The following is a 15,942-nucleotide window of genomic DNA, read 5'->3' on the forward strand; positions in this document are numbered from 1 at the left end:
CCCCGCTCGACGGCCGCCCCCCTCACGCCCCGAGCCCTAGGATCCCCACCATGTCGGACACGCCCAGCGCTCGTCGCAGCCTCACCGTCGTCTACAACCCGGTCAAGGTCGACGACCTCGTCGCCACCCAGGAGCTCGTGGCCAAGGCCGCGGCCCGGCACGGCTGGGAGGACCCCTCGTGGATCGAGACGACCGAGCAGGAGACCGGCGAGAAGCAGGGCCGCGAGGCGGTGCGCGCCGGCTCCGACGTCGTCGCCTCGCTCGGCGGTGACGGCACCGTCCGCGCGGTCGCCTCGGCGCTCGTCGGCTCCGACGTCGCCCTCGGTCTGCTCCCCGGCGGCACGGGCAACCTCCTGGCCCGCAACCTCGGCCTGCCCGTCGACTCCCTCGAGGACGCCGTCGAGGCGATGCTCGGTGGCACCGACCGCCGGATCGACGTGGGCCTCATGCGTGTCGCCGACAAGCCGATCGAGCCGCGCGAGAGCCACGGCACGCACGACGGCGGGGCCAAGGTCGACGACGACGAGGAGGTCTTCCTCGTCATGGCCGGGCTCGGCCTCGACGGCCAGGTCATGGCCGGCACCAACGAGAAGGTCAAGGCCGCCGTCGGCTGGGTGGCCTACGTCTTCAGCGCCCTGCGCCAGGTCTTCAGCCGCGGCTTCCGCGTCGACGTCGCCTCGAAGGGCGGCTCCGGTGTGACGGGCGAGAGCGGCGACCACGAGCGCAACCACGACGAGCACAGCGGGTCGGTCAGGCGCCACGCGCGCACCGTCGTCATCGGCAACTGCGGCACCCTGCAGGGAGGCCTCGAGCTGATGCCCGAGGCGAAGATCGACGACGGCATCCTCGACGCCGTCGTCGTCGCCCCCAACGGCGCCTGGGGCTGGTTGTCGGTCATCTCCGACCTCGTGACCCGGCACCGCGCCGGTCACGGCCGGCTCGACCGCTTCCGCGGCCGCGAGTTCACCGTGACGGCGGGCCGACCCGTCGAGGCGGAGATCGACGGCGACCCGATCGGCGAGCACGTCTCTCTGGGCATCCGCATCCTCCCCGACTCCCTGGTGGTCCGGGTTGGCTGAGCGACGTCCTGACGGCCGGCGACCCGCGGGTCGCGGCCGCCGCCTGCTCAAGGCCGTCGGGTTCGGGCTCGCCTTCGCGATCCCCGTCACGGCCCTCGCGTTCGTCGTGCGCGAGAAGTTCCTGCCCGTCATCGAGCTCGACGAGCGGCTCATCGTCGCGGCGACCGACATCACCCGCGACAACCCGTGGCTCAAGACCGTCCTGCTCGTGTGGCAGGAGGCCACCCAGCCGAAGTGGGTCTACATCGTCGCCTCGGCCGTGTGCCTCGTCGTGTGGCGCCGTCACCGTGAGCTCGCGACCCGCTGCCTCTGGGCCTTCCTCACGATGATGGTCGCCTGGAACCTCCAGCTCGTCCTCAAGGAGGTCGTCCGGCGGTCCCGCCCCGTCGTCAGCGACCCCGTCTCGCACGCCCCCGGCTACAGCTTCCCCTCCGGCCACGTGGCCAACGCCGCGGCCATCGCGACGGTGATGACGTTGCTGCTCTGGCCGCTGCTGACCCCCGTCGCCCGCCGCTGGCTCGTGGCCGGCCTCACGGCATACGTCGTCCTGACGGCCCTCGACCGCGTCTTCCTCGGCGTGCACTACCCCTCGGACGTCCTGGCCGGGATCCTCTTCGGCATCGGCCTGGGCACGGCGTCCTACATCGGCTACCTCGGGTGGAACCCCCAGAGTCCGGACGAGTCCCCTCCGCCGGAGGGGGACGTCGGGCCCGAGTCAACGAAAGGCAGCACGTGAACCACACCTTCGTCCACCGTTACGAGATCGACTCCTCGCGACCGACCGTCGGGTCGGCCCTCCGCGACATCGCGCTGCGGGTGCTGGCGCCCGCCGTCGTCCTCTTCGGTCTCATCGTCGGGCTCGGCTTCCTCATCGTCGGCCCCCTCAAGGACCTCCCGTGGGAGAACGACCTGAGCAAGTCCGTCGCCGCGGGCCGCACCGCGACGATGAACTCGATCACGGCGGTCTGGTCGCACATCGGCAACACCGAGATCGTCATCGGCGTCTGCGTCGTCGTCGTGGCCATCGTGTGGTGGCGCACCAAGCAGTGGTGGTATGCCATCATCCCGGCGATCGCGATCGCCGCGCAGGCGAGCGTCTTCGTCGCCGCGACGACCCTCACCGACCGCAAGCGCCCGACGGTCGAGCACCTCGACCCGGCACCCCCGACGTCGAGCTACCCCAGCGGGCACATGGGCGCCTCGACCGCGCTCTACCTGACCTTCGCGCTGATGGCCCAGCGCATCGAGACGGTGTGGCTGCGTCGCGTCGTGACCGTGGTCTGTGCGATCGTGCCGCTCCTCGTCGGCTATGCCCGGCTCTACCGCGGCATGCACCACCTCGTCGACATCCTCGTCGGCATGGTCAACGGCATCGTGTGCGCGCTGCTCGCGTGGAACTACCTGCGCCGTCGGACGACCGGCGACCGCGCGGCCTCTGCCGTGCGGGAGGCCGTCTCGCGCTGACGCGACCGCGACCCACGAACGGCGATGGCCGGGAGCCCGATTCGGGCTGCCGGCCATCGCCGTTGTCGTTCCCGCGGCGCTCTACCCGGGGGACACCTGCGACCGGTGCAGCCGCCACCCGAGGATGAGGATCATGCCGCGGCGAGGCGTCGTCTGCGGGTCGACGACGGGTCGCTGGGCGCGCCGGGTCCGGCGACCGAGGTCGGCGGTGCGCTGGCGGGCGATGGCCTCGTTCAGGTACGTCGTGTTCATGGTGTCCTCCTGCACTCGTGATGCGTGAAGACACAGAGCAGCGGGAGGCGCCGGTGATGCACCCGACACGGAAACGGCCCCGAGTGCCCGGAAATGTCCGGGTGCTCGGGGCCGTGTCGCGTCGGCGTCGGCGTCGGCGTCGGCGACGGGCTCAGACGTCGGCGTGGCGAGCGCGTCCGAAGGAGTAGACGCCGAAGGCGATGAGGCCGAGCGCGACGAGGGCGAGCAGCACCGGGCCGCCCGGGGCTCCGAGCAGGTTGCGCAGCGCACCGTCGAGGCCGCGGGCCTCGCTGGGCTTGTGCCGCACGGCGGCGAGGACGAAGAGGCCTCCGACGATGGCCAGGGCGATGCCCTTGGCGATGTAGCCGACGCGTCCGGCCTTGACGATCCACTCGCCCGGGTGCGACTCGAGGTCCCGGAGGAACGTCTTCTTCCAGCCCTTGACGACGTGGTAGACGCCGACCCCGATGACGGCGAGGCCGACGAGGGCGACGAGCCACTGGCCGGCGGGCTGCTTCATGAGAGTAGCGGTGAAGTCGGTGGTCTGGCTCTTGCTCGACGAGCCGCTGCCGCTCGCGAACCGGAACGCGGTCCACGCCAGCGCGAGGTAGACGAGGGCCTTGCCGGCCGCCTTGAGACGGTCACTCGTCTCCCAGCCTCCCGAGATGGCCTCCGTGACCTGCCAGAGCGCGAGCCCGAGCCAGGCGATGACGGCGACCCAGAGAAGCACGAGTCCGAACCCGTTGTCGGCCATCGAGCCCAGGGCGCCGGACTGGTCGGCGCTCGTGCCCTTCGAGCCGAAGGCGAGTCGCAGGGCGATGGCGCCGATGATGATGTGGAGCACGCCGTTGACGGCGTAGCCGATGCGTGCTGCCGTCTCGAGCGCCGGGTGGTCACCCGCGCGCGCAGATGCGGCCTTGACGTCTGTGGAGTCCATGCACGTGATCCTGTCGGTAGAGGGGTCCCCGATGGGCCACTGGGGAACATACCCACGTGGGGCAGGGAACTGGCACGGCGGACGCGCACTTCTCGGGCGGAGGGCGTCAGACGACGCGCAGGTGTCGGCGGCGGCCGCGGAGACGTGCCGTGCGGCGGCTCCCGCTGGGGGGCGTCGCCGGCTCCGGCTCGGGCTCCGGGTGCCGGAGCCGGGCGAGCTCCGCCCGGCGTTCGAGGTCGGCCTCGCGCTGGGCGAGGAGGGCGCTGACGATGTGCGGAGAGAGCATGGTGGTGATCCTTCGAGGTCGCTGTCGTGCTGACCTCTCCACCGTCGGCCTGAGGCCCGCCCCGCCACATCGGAAGGATGGCGTATGCCGTCCGCCCAGGCGCCTCAGATCCGTGGCATCCCGCTCAGGCGAGGTCGAGAACGCGGCGGATCTCGGGCCACGCGCGCTCGCCGAGCTCGCGGTCGGCCGCCTCGGTGCCACCCCGGGCCATCCGCTGGCCGCCGCCGGGGACGGGCTCACCTGGCAGGACGACACGGTGCCCGGCCCCCGGGTGGGTCACGAGCGTCGTGGGCAGGTCGAGGGCGCGCCGCCGGTCCCGGACGGCCTCCGCGAAGGTCACCGACGGCCAGACCTGGTCGTCACCGCCCGCCACGAGCAGCACGTCGCCGAAGAAGCGCTCGACGGGGATGGTCGCGGCCACGACCCGCTCGGCGGCGGCGCGCAGGCTCTGGGTGTAGACGGGGGTGAAGGCCGGAGGGTCACCGGCCGGCTCGGCCGTGTCGTCGTAGGGCACGAACGGGAGCGGGTCACCGGCCCGGGACCACGACGAGTGCTGCGGGCGCAGCTCGCCGTCCGGTCCGGCGCCGACGTTGCCCCACACGACGTGGCTCGGCGCGAGCGCGACGACGGCGTCGACGGCCGGGTCGTCGGCGGCATACGCGAGGAAGGCCTCGGCCGTCTTCGAGACGCCCATGAGCACGACGCGGTCACAGCGCTCGGCGAGCGAGGCGACGGCCGGGGCGAAGGCCTCGAGGGGGTACTCCCAGATGCCGGTCGGCTGGCCCTCGCCGCCGAACCAGCGGTAGGTCAGGGCGGCGGTCACGCCGGCGCCGGCGAGCAGCCGCGCCCGGTCGCCCTCGACGCGCCCGCTCGAGCCGGACAGGACGAGCACCCCGGTGCCGTTGCCGCCGTCGGCCGGGGCGACGAGGACGCCGTCGTGGTCGTAGGGGCGGGTTCGTAGATCCACGCCTCCAACCTATCGATGGTGGCAGCATGAACCCATGCCCGACTACTCGCACACCGAGACCGTGAACGCCCCTCCCGCAGCGGTCTTCGCCATCCTCGACGACGTCACGCGAGCGCCGGAGTGGCTGAAGCGGTGCACGCAGCTCGACAACCTCTCCGGCGGTCCGACGGCGGTCGGGACGAGGCTGAAGTACCACTACAAGGACGGCAGCCGGACGGGCGTCATGGACGGCTCGGTCGTCGCGCGCGAGCAGGACCGCAAGCTCACCAACCGCTTCACCGACAAGATGATGGACGTCACGGTCGACTTCGACATCGCGCCGGGCCCGACACCGCAGCAGACCACGCTCACCCACACGATCACCATCGACACCAAGGGCTTCGGCAAGGTGCTGACGCCGGTGATCCGGCGCCAGCTGCCCGACCAGACCACGGGGGCGATGGCAGAGCTCAAGCGGCTGGCCGAGTCCGCCTGACGCCCGGTCTCCCGGGCGGGGCCGGCTCAGCCGCCGAGGCGCTCGAAGGCCGTCACGGTGAGGACGGCAGCGCCGGCGTCATCGCTCGCCGCGAGGTCGACGACGGCCGTGATGCCCCAGTCCTTGTCGTCGTCGGGGTCGACGACGACCTGGCGCAGCCGCCACTCGGTCGGTGTCCGCTCGACCTGGAGGAGCGCCGGTGAGCGCGCACCCTGGTCGGTCGCGATCGCGTCGTGGTCGTCGTAGTAGGCGCCGAGCGCGTCGTTCCACGCCTGCGCGTCCATGACGACCTTCTGCGGCGGCTCCGTCAGCTCGGCGACACGGGCCTCGAGCTGGCCGAGCGCTTCCCACTCGTCGCGGGAGGCGAGCTCGACCCGGTGGAACATCGCGTTGCGGATCATCACGGTGAAGGCGCGCTCGTTGCCGGTGATCGGGCGCGCCGGTGGGGCGATGTCGGTCTGGGCGAGCACGGCGTCGCTCGGGTTGACGAGGTCCTCCCACTCGTCGAGCAGGCTCGAGTCGGTCTGACGCACCAGCTCGCCGAGCCACTCGATGACGTCCTCGAGCTCCTCGGTGCGGTTGCCCTCGGGGATGGTGTGGCGCAGGGTGCGGTAGGCGTCGGTGAGGTAGCGCAGGACGAGTCCCTCGGACCGGGACAGGCCGTAGTAGGAGACGAACTCGTTGAACGTCATGCCGCGTTCGTACATCTCGCGGACGACGGACTTCGGCGAGAGGGCGTCCTGCGAGATCCACGGATGGCTCTGGCGGTAGGCCGTGAGGGTCACCTCGAGCAGCTCGGCGAGCGGCTTGGGCCAGGTGACCTCCTCGAGCCGCTCCATCCGCTCCTCGTACTCGACGCCGTCGAGCTTCATCGCCGCGACGGCCTCGCCACGCGCCTTGAACTCCTGGGCCCACAGCACCTGCCTCGGGTCCTCGAGGATCGCCTCGATGACCGAGACGAGGTCCTTGGCGTAGCTGTCGCTCTCGGGGTCGAGGGTGTCCATGACGGCGAGCGCGAAGGGCGCGAGCGGCTGGTTGAGGGCGAAGTCGCGCTGGAGGTCGATCGTCAGGGCGTGCCGCCGGCCCGAGTCCTCGGCCGACGCCAGTCGCTCGACGACGCCGGACGTGATGAGCTCCTTGGCGAGCACGAGGGCGTGCCGCTGGAGGCGCCGCTGGTCCTTGGCCTCGTGGTGGTTGTCCGAGAGCAGCCGCGCGGCATGGGCGACCGGGTTGCCTTCTCGGGCAAGGATGTTGACGAGCATCGAGTGCGAGACCTTCATCCGCGGCTGCAGTGGCTCGGGCTCGGCGACGATGAGCCGCTCGAACGTCTCCTCCGACCAGTTGACGAAGCCGTCGGGCGCCTTCTTGCGCTGGATCTTCTTCTGCTTCTTGGGGTCGTCGCCGGCCTTCTCGACGGCGCGGAGGTTCTCGACGACGTGGTCGGGGGCCTGGGCGACGACCCAGCCGCGGGCGTCGAAGCCGGCGCGGCCGGCCCGGCCGACGATCTGGTGGAACTCGCGGGCCTTGAGCAGACGCTGCTTCGTGCCGTCGAACTTCGTCAGGCCGGTGAGCAGGACCGTGCGGATCGGCACGTTGATGCCGACGCCGAGCGTGTCGGTGCCGCAGATGACCTTGAGCAGGCCGTCCTGGGCGAGCTGCTCGACGAGGCGGCGGTACTTCGGCAGCATGCCCGCGTGGTGCACGCCGATGCCGTGCCGCACGAGTCGCGAGAGGGTGCGCCCGAAGCCCGCCCCGAAGCGGAAGGCGCCGATGCGCTCGGCGATGGCCTCACGCTCCTCGCGCGTCGTGATCTTGACGGCCATGAGGCTCTGGGCACGCTCGAGGGCGGCCGCCTGCGTGAAGTGGACGACGTAGACGGGCGCGCGGTCCTTCTCGAGCAGCTCCTCGATGGTCTCGTGGAGGGGCGAGACGGCATACGAGAACTCGAGGGGGACGGGACGCTCGGTGCCGCTGATGACGGCCGTGGAGCGGCCGGTGCGTCGGGTCAGGTCGTCCGTGAACATCGTGACGTCGCCGAGCGTGGCCGACATGAGGACGAACTGGGCCTGGGGCAGCTCGATGATCGGCACCTGCCACGCCCACCCGCGGTCGGGCTCGGAGTAGAAGTGGAACTCGTCCATGACGACGAGACCGACGTCAGCCGAGCTGCCTTCTCGCAGAGCGAGGTTCGCGAGGATCTCGGCGGTGCAGCAGATGATCGGGGCGTCCGCGTTGACCGACGCGTCGCCGGTGATCATGCCGACGTTGTCGGCGCCGAACTGCTCGCAGAGCGCGAAGAACTTCTCGGAGACGAGGGCCTTGATGGGTGCCGTGTAGAAGGAGACGCGGTCGTCGGCGAGGGCGGTGAGGTGGGCGGCCGTCGCGACGAGCGACTTCCCCGACCCGGTCGGCGTCGACAGGATGAGGTTGCTGCCGCTGAGGATCTCGAGGAACGCCTCCTCCTGGTGCGGGTAGAGGGTCAGCCCCCGCTCGGTCGTCCACTCGGTGAAGACCTCGTAGAGGCCGTCGGGATCGGGGTCCCGCGGGATGCGCTCGCTGAGGTTCTTCGTCACCACGTGAGTATGCCGCCGGGCCGGGACGTGCACCGAATCGTCCCGGCGCGGTTTCCGGGTTCCGGGTTCCGGGTCGACCGAGCCGTCAGGCGGGCAGCAGGGTGAAGGTGCCGTTGTCGTCCTCGAAGAAGACGACGACCGCCCACTCGTCGCCGTCGATCGTGCCGTGGCAGACCGTCGTGACGTTCTGGGTCACCTGCCGCGTCTCCGGGCAGGTCATGTCGACCGCGCCGGCTCCGTCCTGGGTGATCCGGGTGGAGACGGCCCGCTCGAGGTCGGCGCCCGACAGGGGGGCGAGCGTCGTCGTGCTCGGGAGCGTGCCCGTCAGGGGAACCATCCCCCCGGTGCCGTCGCCCGGGCCCAGGGAGGCGAGGAGCCCGAGCCCGGCGATCGCGACGACGCCCAGCAGGGCCAGCGCCGACATGACGAAGGCCGCGATCGTCAGACCGCGGTACGCGTTCGACGTCGGTCCCACGAGCATGGGCCCGGGTGCGGCCACGGGGCCGGTGGCCGGCTGCTGCCCGTAGTACGCGTACGGCGCGGGGTTCGGGCTGGGGTTCGGGTCGCTCATGGGGGCCTCGGCAGGGGATCGGGACGTGCAGCAACGGCGGCACCCGGATGCTAGGGCCGCTGACCTCGTGACGTGAGGGGTTCGGGGATCACGATTCGTCACGAACCGGACGGAGCGGCCCGGAGGCGATCCGGGACGAGGAGGAGGACGACGGCGCCGACGAGGGCTCCGAGCACCGTCTCGAGGAGGCGGTCGCGCAGCAGCGGAACCTCCGGGGCGGCGTGGACGAGCTGGCCCATCATCAGGGCGAGCGGGGTGATGAAGAGCAGCGCCACGGCGTAGTTGCGCCCGACGACGAGCTCGGTGAGCACCTGCAGGACGACGATGACGAGCACCGCCCAGACGCCCTGCGGGGCCCAGGCGAGGATCGGCGCCGCCACGGCGAGGCCGAGGACCGTGCCGACGACGCGGTGCACGCCTCGCGTGAGGCGGGACGTGAGGTCCGGTCCCGACAGGACGGTCACCGCAGCGACCATGGCCCAGTAGGGGTGCTGCCAGTCGAGCCCTGTCGCGACCGCCCCGGCCACGAGGAGCGCGACGACGTGCCGGATGAGGTGGGCTCGGGCCCCCGGCGCCTCGAACGCGTCGCGGAAGCGCGGTGCGGGCAGCTGCGGCCGGTGCCAGCCGTCGCGGTGTCCCAGGGCCCCGACGTGGGCGATGGCGAGCGACACGAGCACGCTCGCCGCGGCGACGCCGGCCGCGACCGGGACGGTCGTCGGGACGGCCGGGACCATGGCGCAGACGGCGAAGGCGAAGACGAGGAAGAGCGGCCCCGGCGGGTGCCACCGGTACGCGTCAGAGGTGAGCGAACCGGCAGCCGCTAGGAGCGCGCCGAGGATGACGACCAGCCAGCGTGAGCCCGGCACGGCGACACGACGACGCCGAGTGTGACTGCGAGAGTGAGGAACCCGCCAGCCACGACCTGCATCCCGGCCCGCTCGGGGCGGGTGTGGTTGCGTCCGTAGAGCGAGGTGAAGGCTCCGAACGCGGCATACGGCGTCCACTCGACGCGACCGACCAGCACGAGCACGAGGAGGGGGACGAGGACCGACAGCCCGGCGCGGAGCGCGACCCGGTGGGCGCCGCCGTGCGGTCCCCACCGCAGCAGTCCCGTCCAGGCCGGTCGGGGTGTGGGCTGAGGGGGCGGGACCGGGGCGGGGTTCATCGATCTCCACTCTAGGACTCGCCCGGATCCGGGTAGGGCTACCCATCGACGCGGCCGACCCGGAGGGCGCAGAATCGCGCTGACCGGGCACGCAGCCCGGTCTGTCCAGGGGAAACAGGGGAACACCTCATGAAGAAGCCAGCAGTCGCCGCTGCCCTCGCTGTCGCGGCGGTCGCCCTCACCGGATCGCTCGCGAGCGCGCCCGCGCAGGCCGTCACGACCGGCGCGAGCGCCCGCAACGTCATCGTCAAGGACTTCCCGGACCCGGGCTTCGCGAAGTTCACGACGCGCGCCCAGGGCACGAAGTATTACCTGTACGCCACGGGCGGCGGCTTCCGCGTCGCTCGCTCGGCCTCGCCCGGCTCGGGCTTCGCGGTCGTCGGCACCTCGATGAACGCCCGCCCGGCCTGGACCTTCGAGGCAACCGACAGCTCGCCCGCGCAGCTGTGGGCCCCGCACGTCTTCCAGACCGCGACGACGCCCGGCTCCGAGCGCTTCACGATGTACTTCGCCGCGCGCCGCGAGGCCCCCGGCACGGCGAACCACGATAAGCACTGCATCGGCGCGGCCCGGTCGTCGTCGCCGACAGGCCCGTTCAGCCCGGTGTCGACGCCGCTCATCTGCCCGCCGGCCGGCTACTCCGAGGCCATCGACCCGGTCGAGTACCGCACCCGCTACGGCAACCGCTACCTCGTCTACAAGATCGGCAACTACAGCCCGCGCCGCTTCCAGATCATGGCCGTGCGCGTCGACAACTCGGCCGGCACGACCCTGGCCGGCTCACCGAAGGTCGTCCTCAGCGCGAGCCGGATCGGCTCCGCCGTCGCCGAGGCTCCCGACGTCTACCGTGACTCCGCCGGCAAGGTGCACCTCTTCGTGTCGCGCAACGGCTACAAGGACTGCAACTACGCCACGCAGGTCTGGTCGGGCAACGACCTCTTCGCCCTCGGCAACCCGCGCTGGGTCGGCGGCATGGGCATCTCGACGACCGACCGCTTCTGCGGTCCGGGCGGCGCCGAGGTGATCAACGACGGCGGCGTGCTCCGCGTCGCCTTCCACGTGCGCAAGACGGCCGACCCGCTCGTCCGGCCCGCCTGGACCGGCGTCCTGAAGTGGAGCGGCGGCACCCCGTACCTCTCCTGAGGCAGCGGCCCTTGTGGTGTCGGCGGGGGATGGCAGGCTGACCCCGATGGCGAAGGGCAGACGGGCCGACGTGCTCGACCGATTCTCTCCGGCGACCGCAGAGTGGTTCCGGAGCAGCTTCAGCGCGCCCACGACCGCCCAGGCCGGCGCGTGGGACGCGATCAGCTCGGGCCACCACACCGTCGTCGTCGCCCCGACGGGGTCCGGCAAGACCCTGTCGGCCTTCCTCTGGGCCATCGACCGGATGGCGAGCGAGCCGGTCCCCGCGGAGCGGCTCGAGCGGTGCCGAGTCCTCTACGTCTCACCGATGAAGGCGCTCGCGGTCGACGTCGAGCGCAACCTCCGCGCGCCCCTCGTCGGCATCGGCCACGCCGCGACACGGCTCGAGCTGGCGCCGCCCGACATCACCGTCAGCGTCCGCTCGGGCGACACCCCGGCCAACGAGCGACGGGCCTTCGCCCGCACGCCCACGGACATCCTCATCACGACGCCCGAGTCGCTCTTCCTCATGCTCACGTCCTCGGTGCGGGAGGCCCTCAAGGGGGTCGAGACGGTCATCATCGACGAGGTGCACGCCGTCGCGGGCACCAAGCGCGGCGCCCACCTCGCCCTCAGCCTCGAGCGCCTCGACGCCCTCCTGCCCACCCCGGCCCAGCGTGTCGGCCTGTCGGCGACGGTGCGTCCCGTCGAGGAGGTCGCGCGCTACCTCGCGGGCGGGCGGCCGGTCGAGATCGTCCAGCCGGAGTCGACGAAGCAGTGGGACCTCGAGGTCGTCGTCCCCGTCCCCGACATGGGCGAGCTGGGCGGCGCCCCGGCCGAGATCTCACCGGGTGTGCCCGACCTCTCGGGGCCGGCTGCGGGCCAGGCGCCGCAGGCGAGCATCTGGCCGCACGTCGAGGAACGCATCGTCGACCTCATCGCCGAGCAACGCTCGACCATCGTCTTCTCCAACTCGCGCCGGCTCGCCGAACGGCTCACCTCTCGCCTCAACGAGATCTGGGAGGAGCGTCTCGCCGAGCAGGAGGACCTCCCGGTCCCCAGCCTCGCCGCCCTCTCGACGCGGCCGCCCGCTCAGGTCATGGCCCAGGCGGGGGTCTCCCGCGGCGCGCCGGCGGTGCTCGCCCGTGCCCACCACGGGTCGGTGAGCAAGGAGCACCGGGCCACCATCGAGGAGGACCTCAAGGCCGGGCGCCTGCCCGCCGTCGTCGCGACGAGCAGCCTCGAGCTCGGCATCGACATGGGCGCCGTCGACCTCGTCATCCAGGTCGAGAGCCCGCCGTCGGTGGCGAGCGGGCTCCAGCGCGTGGGTCGGGCGGGCCACCAGGTGGGTGCCGTCAGCCAGGGCGTCATGTTCCCGAAGTTCCGCGGCGACCTCGTGCAGACCGCCGTCGTCGTCGAGCGCATGCGCGCCGGCGCCATCGAGTCGCTGCGCATCCCGGCCAACCCCGTCGACGTGCTGGCCCAGCACGTCGTGGCCATGTGCGCCATGGACGACTGGACCGTCACCGACGTCGAAGCCCTCGTGCACCGGGCCGCGAGCTTCGCCGCGCTCCCGCGCTCGGTCCTCGAGGCGACGCTCGACATGCTCGCCGGGCGCTACCCGTCCGACGAGTTCGCCGAGCTGCGCCCCCGCATCGTCTGGGACCGCGTCACCGACACGCTCTCCGGCCGCCGTGGGGCCCAGCGCCTCGCCGTCACGAGCGGGGGCACCATCCCCGACCGGGGGTTGTATGCCGTGTTCCTCGCTTCCGGCGAGGGGCCCGGTCGCCGGGTCGGGGAGCTCGACGAGGAGATGGTCTACGAGTCGCGCGTCGGCGACGTCTTCACCCTCGGCACGTCGACGTGGCGCATCGAGGACATCACCCACGACCGCGTCCTCGTCACGCCGGCGCCGGGACAGGCGGGCAAGCTGCCCTTCTGGAAGGGCGACCAGCAGGGCCGGCCGGCCGAGCTGGGGCGCGCCCTCGGCGGGTTCGTCCGCGAGATCGTGGCCCTGACGCCCGAGCGGGCCCGCGCGCGGGTCACCGCCGCCGGGCTCGACGCGTGGGCCGCCGACAACCTCATCGGCTACCTCACCGAGCAGAAGGAGGCGACGCGGCACGTCCCCGACGACCGCACCATCGTCGTCGAGCGCTTCCGTGACGAGATCGGCGACTGGCGTGTCGCGGTGCTCTCGCCCTTCGGTGGCCAGGTCCACGCACCGTGGGCGCTCTGCGTCGCGGCACGCATGCGCGAGCGCTTCGGCATCGACGTCCAGGCCATGCACGGCGACGACGGCATCGTCTTCCGCCTGCCCGACCTCGAGTTCGAGGACGGCGCCGCCGTCGGTCAGCAGCTCGTCGAGCTCGTCACCCTCGAGCCCGAGGAGGTGAGCGAGCTCGTCACGCAGGAGATCGGCGGATCGGCCCTGTTCGCAGCGCGGTTCAGGGAGTGCGCGGCGCGGGCGCTCCTGCTGCCCCGGCGTCGACCCGACAAGCGCCAGCCGCTCTGGCAGCAGCGACAGCGCGCCGCCCAGCTGCTCGAGGTGGCGAGCCAGTACCCCAGCTTCCCCATCGTCCTCGAGGCCGTGCGCGAGTGCGTCCAGGACGTCTTCGACGTGCCGGGCCTCGTCGAGCTCATGGGCGACATCCGCTCCCGCGCGGTCAAGGTCGTCGACGTCGAGTCCAGCCAGCCGAGCCCCTTCGCCAAGTCGCTCGTGTTCGGCTACGTCGCGCAGTACCTCTACGAGGGCGACTCGCCGCTGGCCGAGCGCCGGGCCGCGGCGCTCGCGCTCGACCCGTCCCTGCTGTCCGAGCTGCTCGGCCAGGGCGAGGCGCTCGCGCTGCGCGACCTGCTCGACCCCGAGGCCGTCGCCCGCACCGAGGCCGAGCTCCAGCGGCTGACGCCCGAGCGGGGTGCCCGTGACGGCGAGGACGTCGCCGACCTGCTCCGGGTGCTCGGCCCGCTGTCGGTGCGCGACATCGTCGCCCGTGCGGCCGAGGGCTTCGCGCCGGCCGCCGTCGAGGCGGCGCTCGCCGAGCTCGAGGCGGCACGCCGCGTCATCGCCGTGCGCGTCGGTGGCGACGACCGCTGGGCCGCCATCGAGGACGCCGCGCGGCTGCGCGACGCCCTCGGCACCGCGCTGCCGGTCGGCGTGCCGCAGGCCTTCCTCGACCCGGTGCCCGACCCGCTCGCCGACCTCGTCGCGCGTTTCGCCCGCACCCACGGGCCCTTCGCCGTCCAGACCGTCGCGGCGTGGTGGGGCGTGGGGCCGGCGGTCGTCCACGATGCGCTGCGCCGCCTCGTCTCCGCCGGTCGGGTCGTCGAGGGCGAGCTGCTCCCCACCGAGAACGGCGGCGGGCACGGCCCCGAGTTCTGCGACGCCGAGGTGCTGCGGCTGCTCCGGCGCCGCTCGCTCGCCGCGCTGCGCCACGAGGTCGAGCCGGTCGCCCAGCCCGACCTGGCACGCTTCCTCCCGCAGTGGCAGGGCGTCGGCGGCGGCCTGCGTGGCCGGGAGGGGTTGCTCCGTGCCGTCGAGCAGCTGACCGGCGCCGTCGTGCCGGCGAGCGCCGTCGAGTCACTGGTGCTTCCGGCACGTGTCGCCGACTACCGGCCCGCGCTCCTCGACGAGGTGATGAGCTCGGGCGAGGTCGTCTGGCGCGGCCACGGGTCCCTGCCCGGCGACGACGGCTGGGTCAGCCTCCACCTCGCCGACGCCGCGCACCTGACGCTGACCCCACCCGAGGTCGTCGACCTCACCGACGACGAGCAGGCCGTCCTCGAGGCGCTCGAGGGCGGCGGCGCCTACTTCTTCCGGGCGCTCTCGACGCGCGTGGGCCTCGGCGACACCGAGCTGAACGACGCGCTGTGGTCGCTGCTGTGGTCGGGGCGCGTCACCAACGACACCATCGCGCCGCTGCGCGCCCTCCTCGCAGGTGGCCGCACCGCCCACAAGCGCACGACGTCCGGACCCCGGTCGAGCCGGTATGCCGGCCGCCGGGGCTCGCTGGGCCGCTTCGGTTCGCTGCGCGGTCCCCTCGCCGGCACGAGCCCGTCCCAGGTCGAGGCCGCGGAGGAGGCTGCGTCGGGCAAGGCGCTGGCGGCGGGTCGCGCGGTCGGGTCGGGGCCCTCGACTGGCGTGGGCCGCTGGACCATGCTCCCGCCCGCCGAGTCCGACCCGACGGTGCGTGCCGTCACCAACGCCGAGCTGCTCCTCGACCGCTACGGCGTCCTGACGCGCGGGTCGGTCGTCACCGAGGACGTCCCCGGCGGCTTCGCGGCCGTCTACCGCGTGCTCGCCGCGGCCGAGGAGGCCGGCAAGGTGCGGCGCGGCTACTTCGTCGAGGGTCTCGGCGCCTCGCAGTTCGCCTCCACCGGAGCCGTCGACCGGCTCCGGTCGATGTCGCGACTCCCCGGTGGTGACGATGGTGGACGACGGGTCGACGCCGCGGACGGTGACGAGTGGCTGGCGCCGTCGTCCTCGTCCTCTGCCACGCCCGGCCGAGGCGGTGCGCGCGGCCGGGAACGTTCCGGGCCCCCGGCGCTGGTGCTCGCGGCCAGCGACCCGGCCAACCCCTACGGCGCCGCCATCGGCTGGCCCGAGCGCGGGCTGACCGACGCCGCGGACGAGCCGGCCGCCGAGGCGATTTCACCCGCCCACGACGAGGCCGCACCGAAGGCGTCCCGTCGCAAGGGCCACCAGCCCGGTCGCAAGGCAGGGGCCCTCGTCGTCCTCGTCGACGGCGAGCTCGTCCTCTACGTCGAGCGCGGCGGCAAGACGATGCTCTGCTGGTCCGACGACCCCGAGCACCTCCAGGCTGCGGCCGACGCGCTCGCGCTCGCCGTCCGCGAGGGAGCCCTCGGTCGACTCACCGTCGAGAAGGCCGACGGCGCCTCGGTGCTCGGCTCCGACCACCCACTCGTGCAGGCCCTGTCGCAGGCCGGCTTCCACATGACACCACGAGGTCTGCGCCTGCGTCGTTGAGGCGGCCTCGAGCGTGCCCAGGCACCGGTGTGACGCACGAGACGCTCGTCGCGCGCCCCCTGTCGTG

At 72.7% G+C, this 15,942-nt stretch carries 14 protein-coding genes; 6 read left to right on the top strand and 8 right to left on the bottom strand.

Annotation, left to right across the window (positions count from 1 at the left end; genetic code table 11):
* The first annotated feature begins 50 nt into the window (after positions 1 to 50).
* Genes H283_RS0102770 through H283_RS0102780 form a run of 3 tightly spaced genes read left to right on the top strand, consistent with a single transcriptional unit; the run spans position 51 to position 2,543 of the window.
* Positions 51 to 1,079, top strand: a complete 1,029-nt coding sequence (locus tag H283_RS0102770; protein ID WP_020141988.1) for a diacylglycerol kinase family protein — start codon at positions 51 to 53, stop codon at positions 1,077 to 1,079.
* Positions 1,072 to 1,815 (top strand): phosphatase PAP2 family protein, encoded by a 744-nt coding sequence (locus H283_RS0102775; protein WP_020141989.1) that lies wholly within the window; start codon positions 1,072 to 1,074, stop codon positions 1,813 to 1,815. The genes H283_RS0102770 and H283_RS0102775 overlap by 8 nt, the downstream gene beginning before the upstream one ends.
* Positions 1,812 to 2,543, top strand: a complete 732-nt coding sequence (locus tag H283_RS0102780) for a phosphatase PAP2 family protein (protein WP_020141990.1) — start codon at positions 1,812 to 1,814, stop codon at positions 2,541 to 2,543. Before H283_RS0102775 ends, H283_RS0102780 begins: the two co-directional genes overlap by 4 nt.
* Before the next feature lie 81 nt (positions 2,544 to 2,624).
* Here H283_RS0102780 and H283_RS27505 read toward each other — a convergent pair whose 3' ends face one another.
* The 4 genes from H283_RS27505 to H283_RS0102800 form a co-directional block, all read right to left on the bottom strand.
* A complete protein-coding gene (locus H283_RS27505; RefSeq protein ID WP_020141991.1) occupies positions 2,625 to 2,795 on the bottom strand; it encodes a hypothetical protein in 171 nt (56 codons plus the stop codon).
* A gap of 151 nt (positions 2,796 to 2,946) precedes the next feature.
* A complete protein-coding gene (locus H283_RS0102790; protein WP_020141992.1) occupies positions 2,947 to 3,732 on the bottom strand; it encodes a DUF1206 domain-containing protein in 786 nt (261 codons plus the stop codon).
* Between the two features lie 106 nt (positions 3,733 to 3,838).
* On the bottom strand, positions 3,839 to 4,018 hold the full coding sequence (locus tag H283_RS0102795) for a hypothetical protein (protein ID WP_020141993.1): 180 nt from the start codon (positions 4,016 to 4,018) through the stop codon (positions 3,839 to 3,841).
* Between the two features lie 124 nt (positions 4,019 to 4,142).
* The gene (locus H283_RS0102800) at positions 4,143 to 4,985 is read right to left on the bottom strand and encodes an acyl-CoA thioester hydrolase/BAAT C-terminal domain-containing protein (RefSeq protein ID WP_020141994.1); all 843 of its coding nucleotides are present in this window, start codon (positions 4,983 to 4,985) and stop codon (positions 4,143 to 4,145) included.
* A 34-nt stretch (positions 4,986 to 5,019) separates the two neighbouring features.
* Here H283_RS0102800 and H283_RS23825 point away from each other — a divergent pair, with 34 nt between their 5' ends.
* On the top strand, positions 5,020 to 5,460 hold the full coding sequence (locus H283_RS23825) for an SRPBCC family protein (protein WP_020141995.1): 441 nt from the start codon (positions 5,020 to 5,022) through the stop codon (positions 5,458 to 5,460).
* Positions 5,461 to 5,486: 26 nt separating this feature from the next.
* On the opposite strand, the gene H283_RS0102810 is transcribed toward H283_RS23825, so the two are convergent.
* The 4 genes from H283_RS0102810 to H283_RS28340 form a co-directional block, all read right to left on the bottom strand.
* On the bottom strand, positions 5,487 to 8,036 hold the full coding sequence (locus tag H283_RS0102810) for a DEAD/DEAH box helicase (RefSeq protein WP_020141996.1): 2,550 nt from the start codon (positions 8,034 to 8,036) through the stop codon (positions 5,487 to 5,489).
* 82 nt (positions 8,037 to 8,118) lie between these two features.
* The gene (locus H283_RS0102815; RefSeq protein WP_020141997.1) at positions 8,119 to 8,604 is read right to left on the bottom strand and encodes a DUF4333 domain-containing protein; all 486 of its coding nucleotides are present in this window, start codon (positions 8,602 to 8,604) and stop codon (positions 8,119 to 8,121) included.
* A gap of 98 nt (positions 8,605 to 8,702) precedes the next feature.
* Positions 8,703 to 9,470: an FUSC family protein gene (locus H283_RS23830; RefSeq protein WP_020141998.1), complete on the bottom strand. Its 768-nt coding sequence runs from the start codon at positions 9,468 to 9,470 to the stop codon at positions 8,703 to 8,705.
* A complete protein-coding gene (locus H283_RS28340) occupies positions 9,425 to 9,769 on the bottom strand; it encodes a hypothetical protein (protein ID WP_020141999.1) in 345 nt (114 codons plus the stop codon). The genes H283_RS23830 and H283_RS28340 overlap by 46 nt, the downstream gene beginning before the upstream one ends.
* A 129-nt stretch (positions 9,770 to 9,898) precedes the next feature.
* Here H283_RS28340 and H283_RS0102825 point away from each other — a divergent pair, with 129 nt between their 5' ends.
* Together H283_RS0102825 and H283_RS0102830 are read left to right on the top strand one after the other, a co-directional pair.
* Entirely contained in the window at positions 9,899 to 10,912 is a 1,014-nt protein-coding gene (locus H283_RS0102825; protein ID WP_020142000.1) for a family 43 glycosylhydrolase, read from the top strand.
* A 46-nt stretch (positions 10,913 to 10,958) separates the two neighbouring features.
* Positions 10,959 to 15,875 carry an ATP-dependent helicase gene (locus H283_RS0102830; RefSeq protein WP_020142001.1) on the top strand — a complete coding sequence of 1,639 codons (4,917 nt, stop codon included), beginning with the start codon at positions 10,959 to 10,961 and terminating at the stop codon, positions 15,873 to 15,875.
* Positions 15,876 to 15,942: the final 67 nt, after the last annotated feature.

The sequence above is a fragment of the Terracoccus sp. 273MFTsu3.1 genome (assembly GCF_000383675.1).
GTDB lineage: Bacteria > Actinomycetota > Actinomycetes > Actinomycetales > Dermatophilaceae > Terrabacter.

What these genes read in the sequence shown, in the direction of transcription:
- H283_RS0102770 (WP_020141988.1), top strand. Translation starts at nt 51, where the DNA reads ATGTCGGACACGCCCAGCGCTCGTCGCAGCCTCACCGTCGTCTACAAC.
- H283_RS27505 (WP_020141991.1), bottom strand. Translation starts at nt 2,795, where the DNA reads ATGAACACGACGTACCTGAACGAGGCCATCGCCCGCCAGCGCACCGCC.
- H283_RS0102790 (WP_020141992.1), bottom strand. Translation starts at nt 3,732, where the DNA reads ATGGACTCCACAGACGTCAAGGCCGCATCTGCGCGCGCGGGTGACCAC.
- H283_RS0102795 (WP_020141993.1), bottom strand. Translation starts at nt 4,018, where the DNA reads ATGCTCTCTCCGCACATCGTCAGCGCCCTCCTCGCCCAGCGCGAGGCC.
- H283_RS23825 (WP_020141995.1), top strand. Translation starts at nt 5,020, where the DNA reads ATGCCCGACTACTCGCACACCGAGACCGTGAACGCCCCTCCCGCAGCG.
- H283_RS0102815 (WP_020141997.1), bottom strand. Translation starts at nt 8,604, where the DNA reads ATGAGCGACCCGAACCCCAGCCCGAACCCCGCGCCGTACGCGTACTAC.
- H283_RS28340 (WP_020141999.1), bottom strand. Translation starts at nt 9,769, where the DNA reads ATGAACCCCGCCCCGGTCCCGCCCCCTCAGCCCACACCCCGACCGGCC.
- H283_RS0102825 (WP_020142000.1), top strand. Translation starts at nt 9,899, where the DNA reads ATGAAGAAGCCAGCAGTCGCCGCTGCCCTCGCTGTCGCGGCGGTCGCC.
- H283_RS0102830 (WP_020142001.1), top strand. Translation starts at nt 10,959, where the DNA reads ATGGCGAAGGGCAGACGGGCCGACGTGCTCGACCGATTCTCTCCGGCG.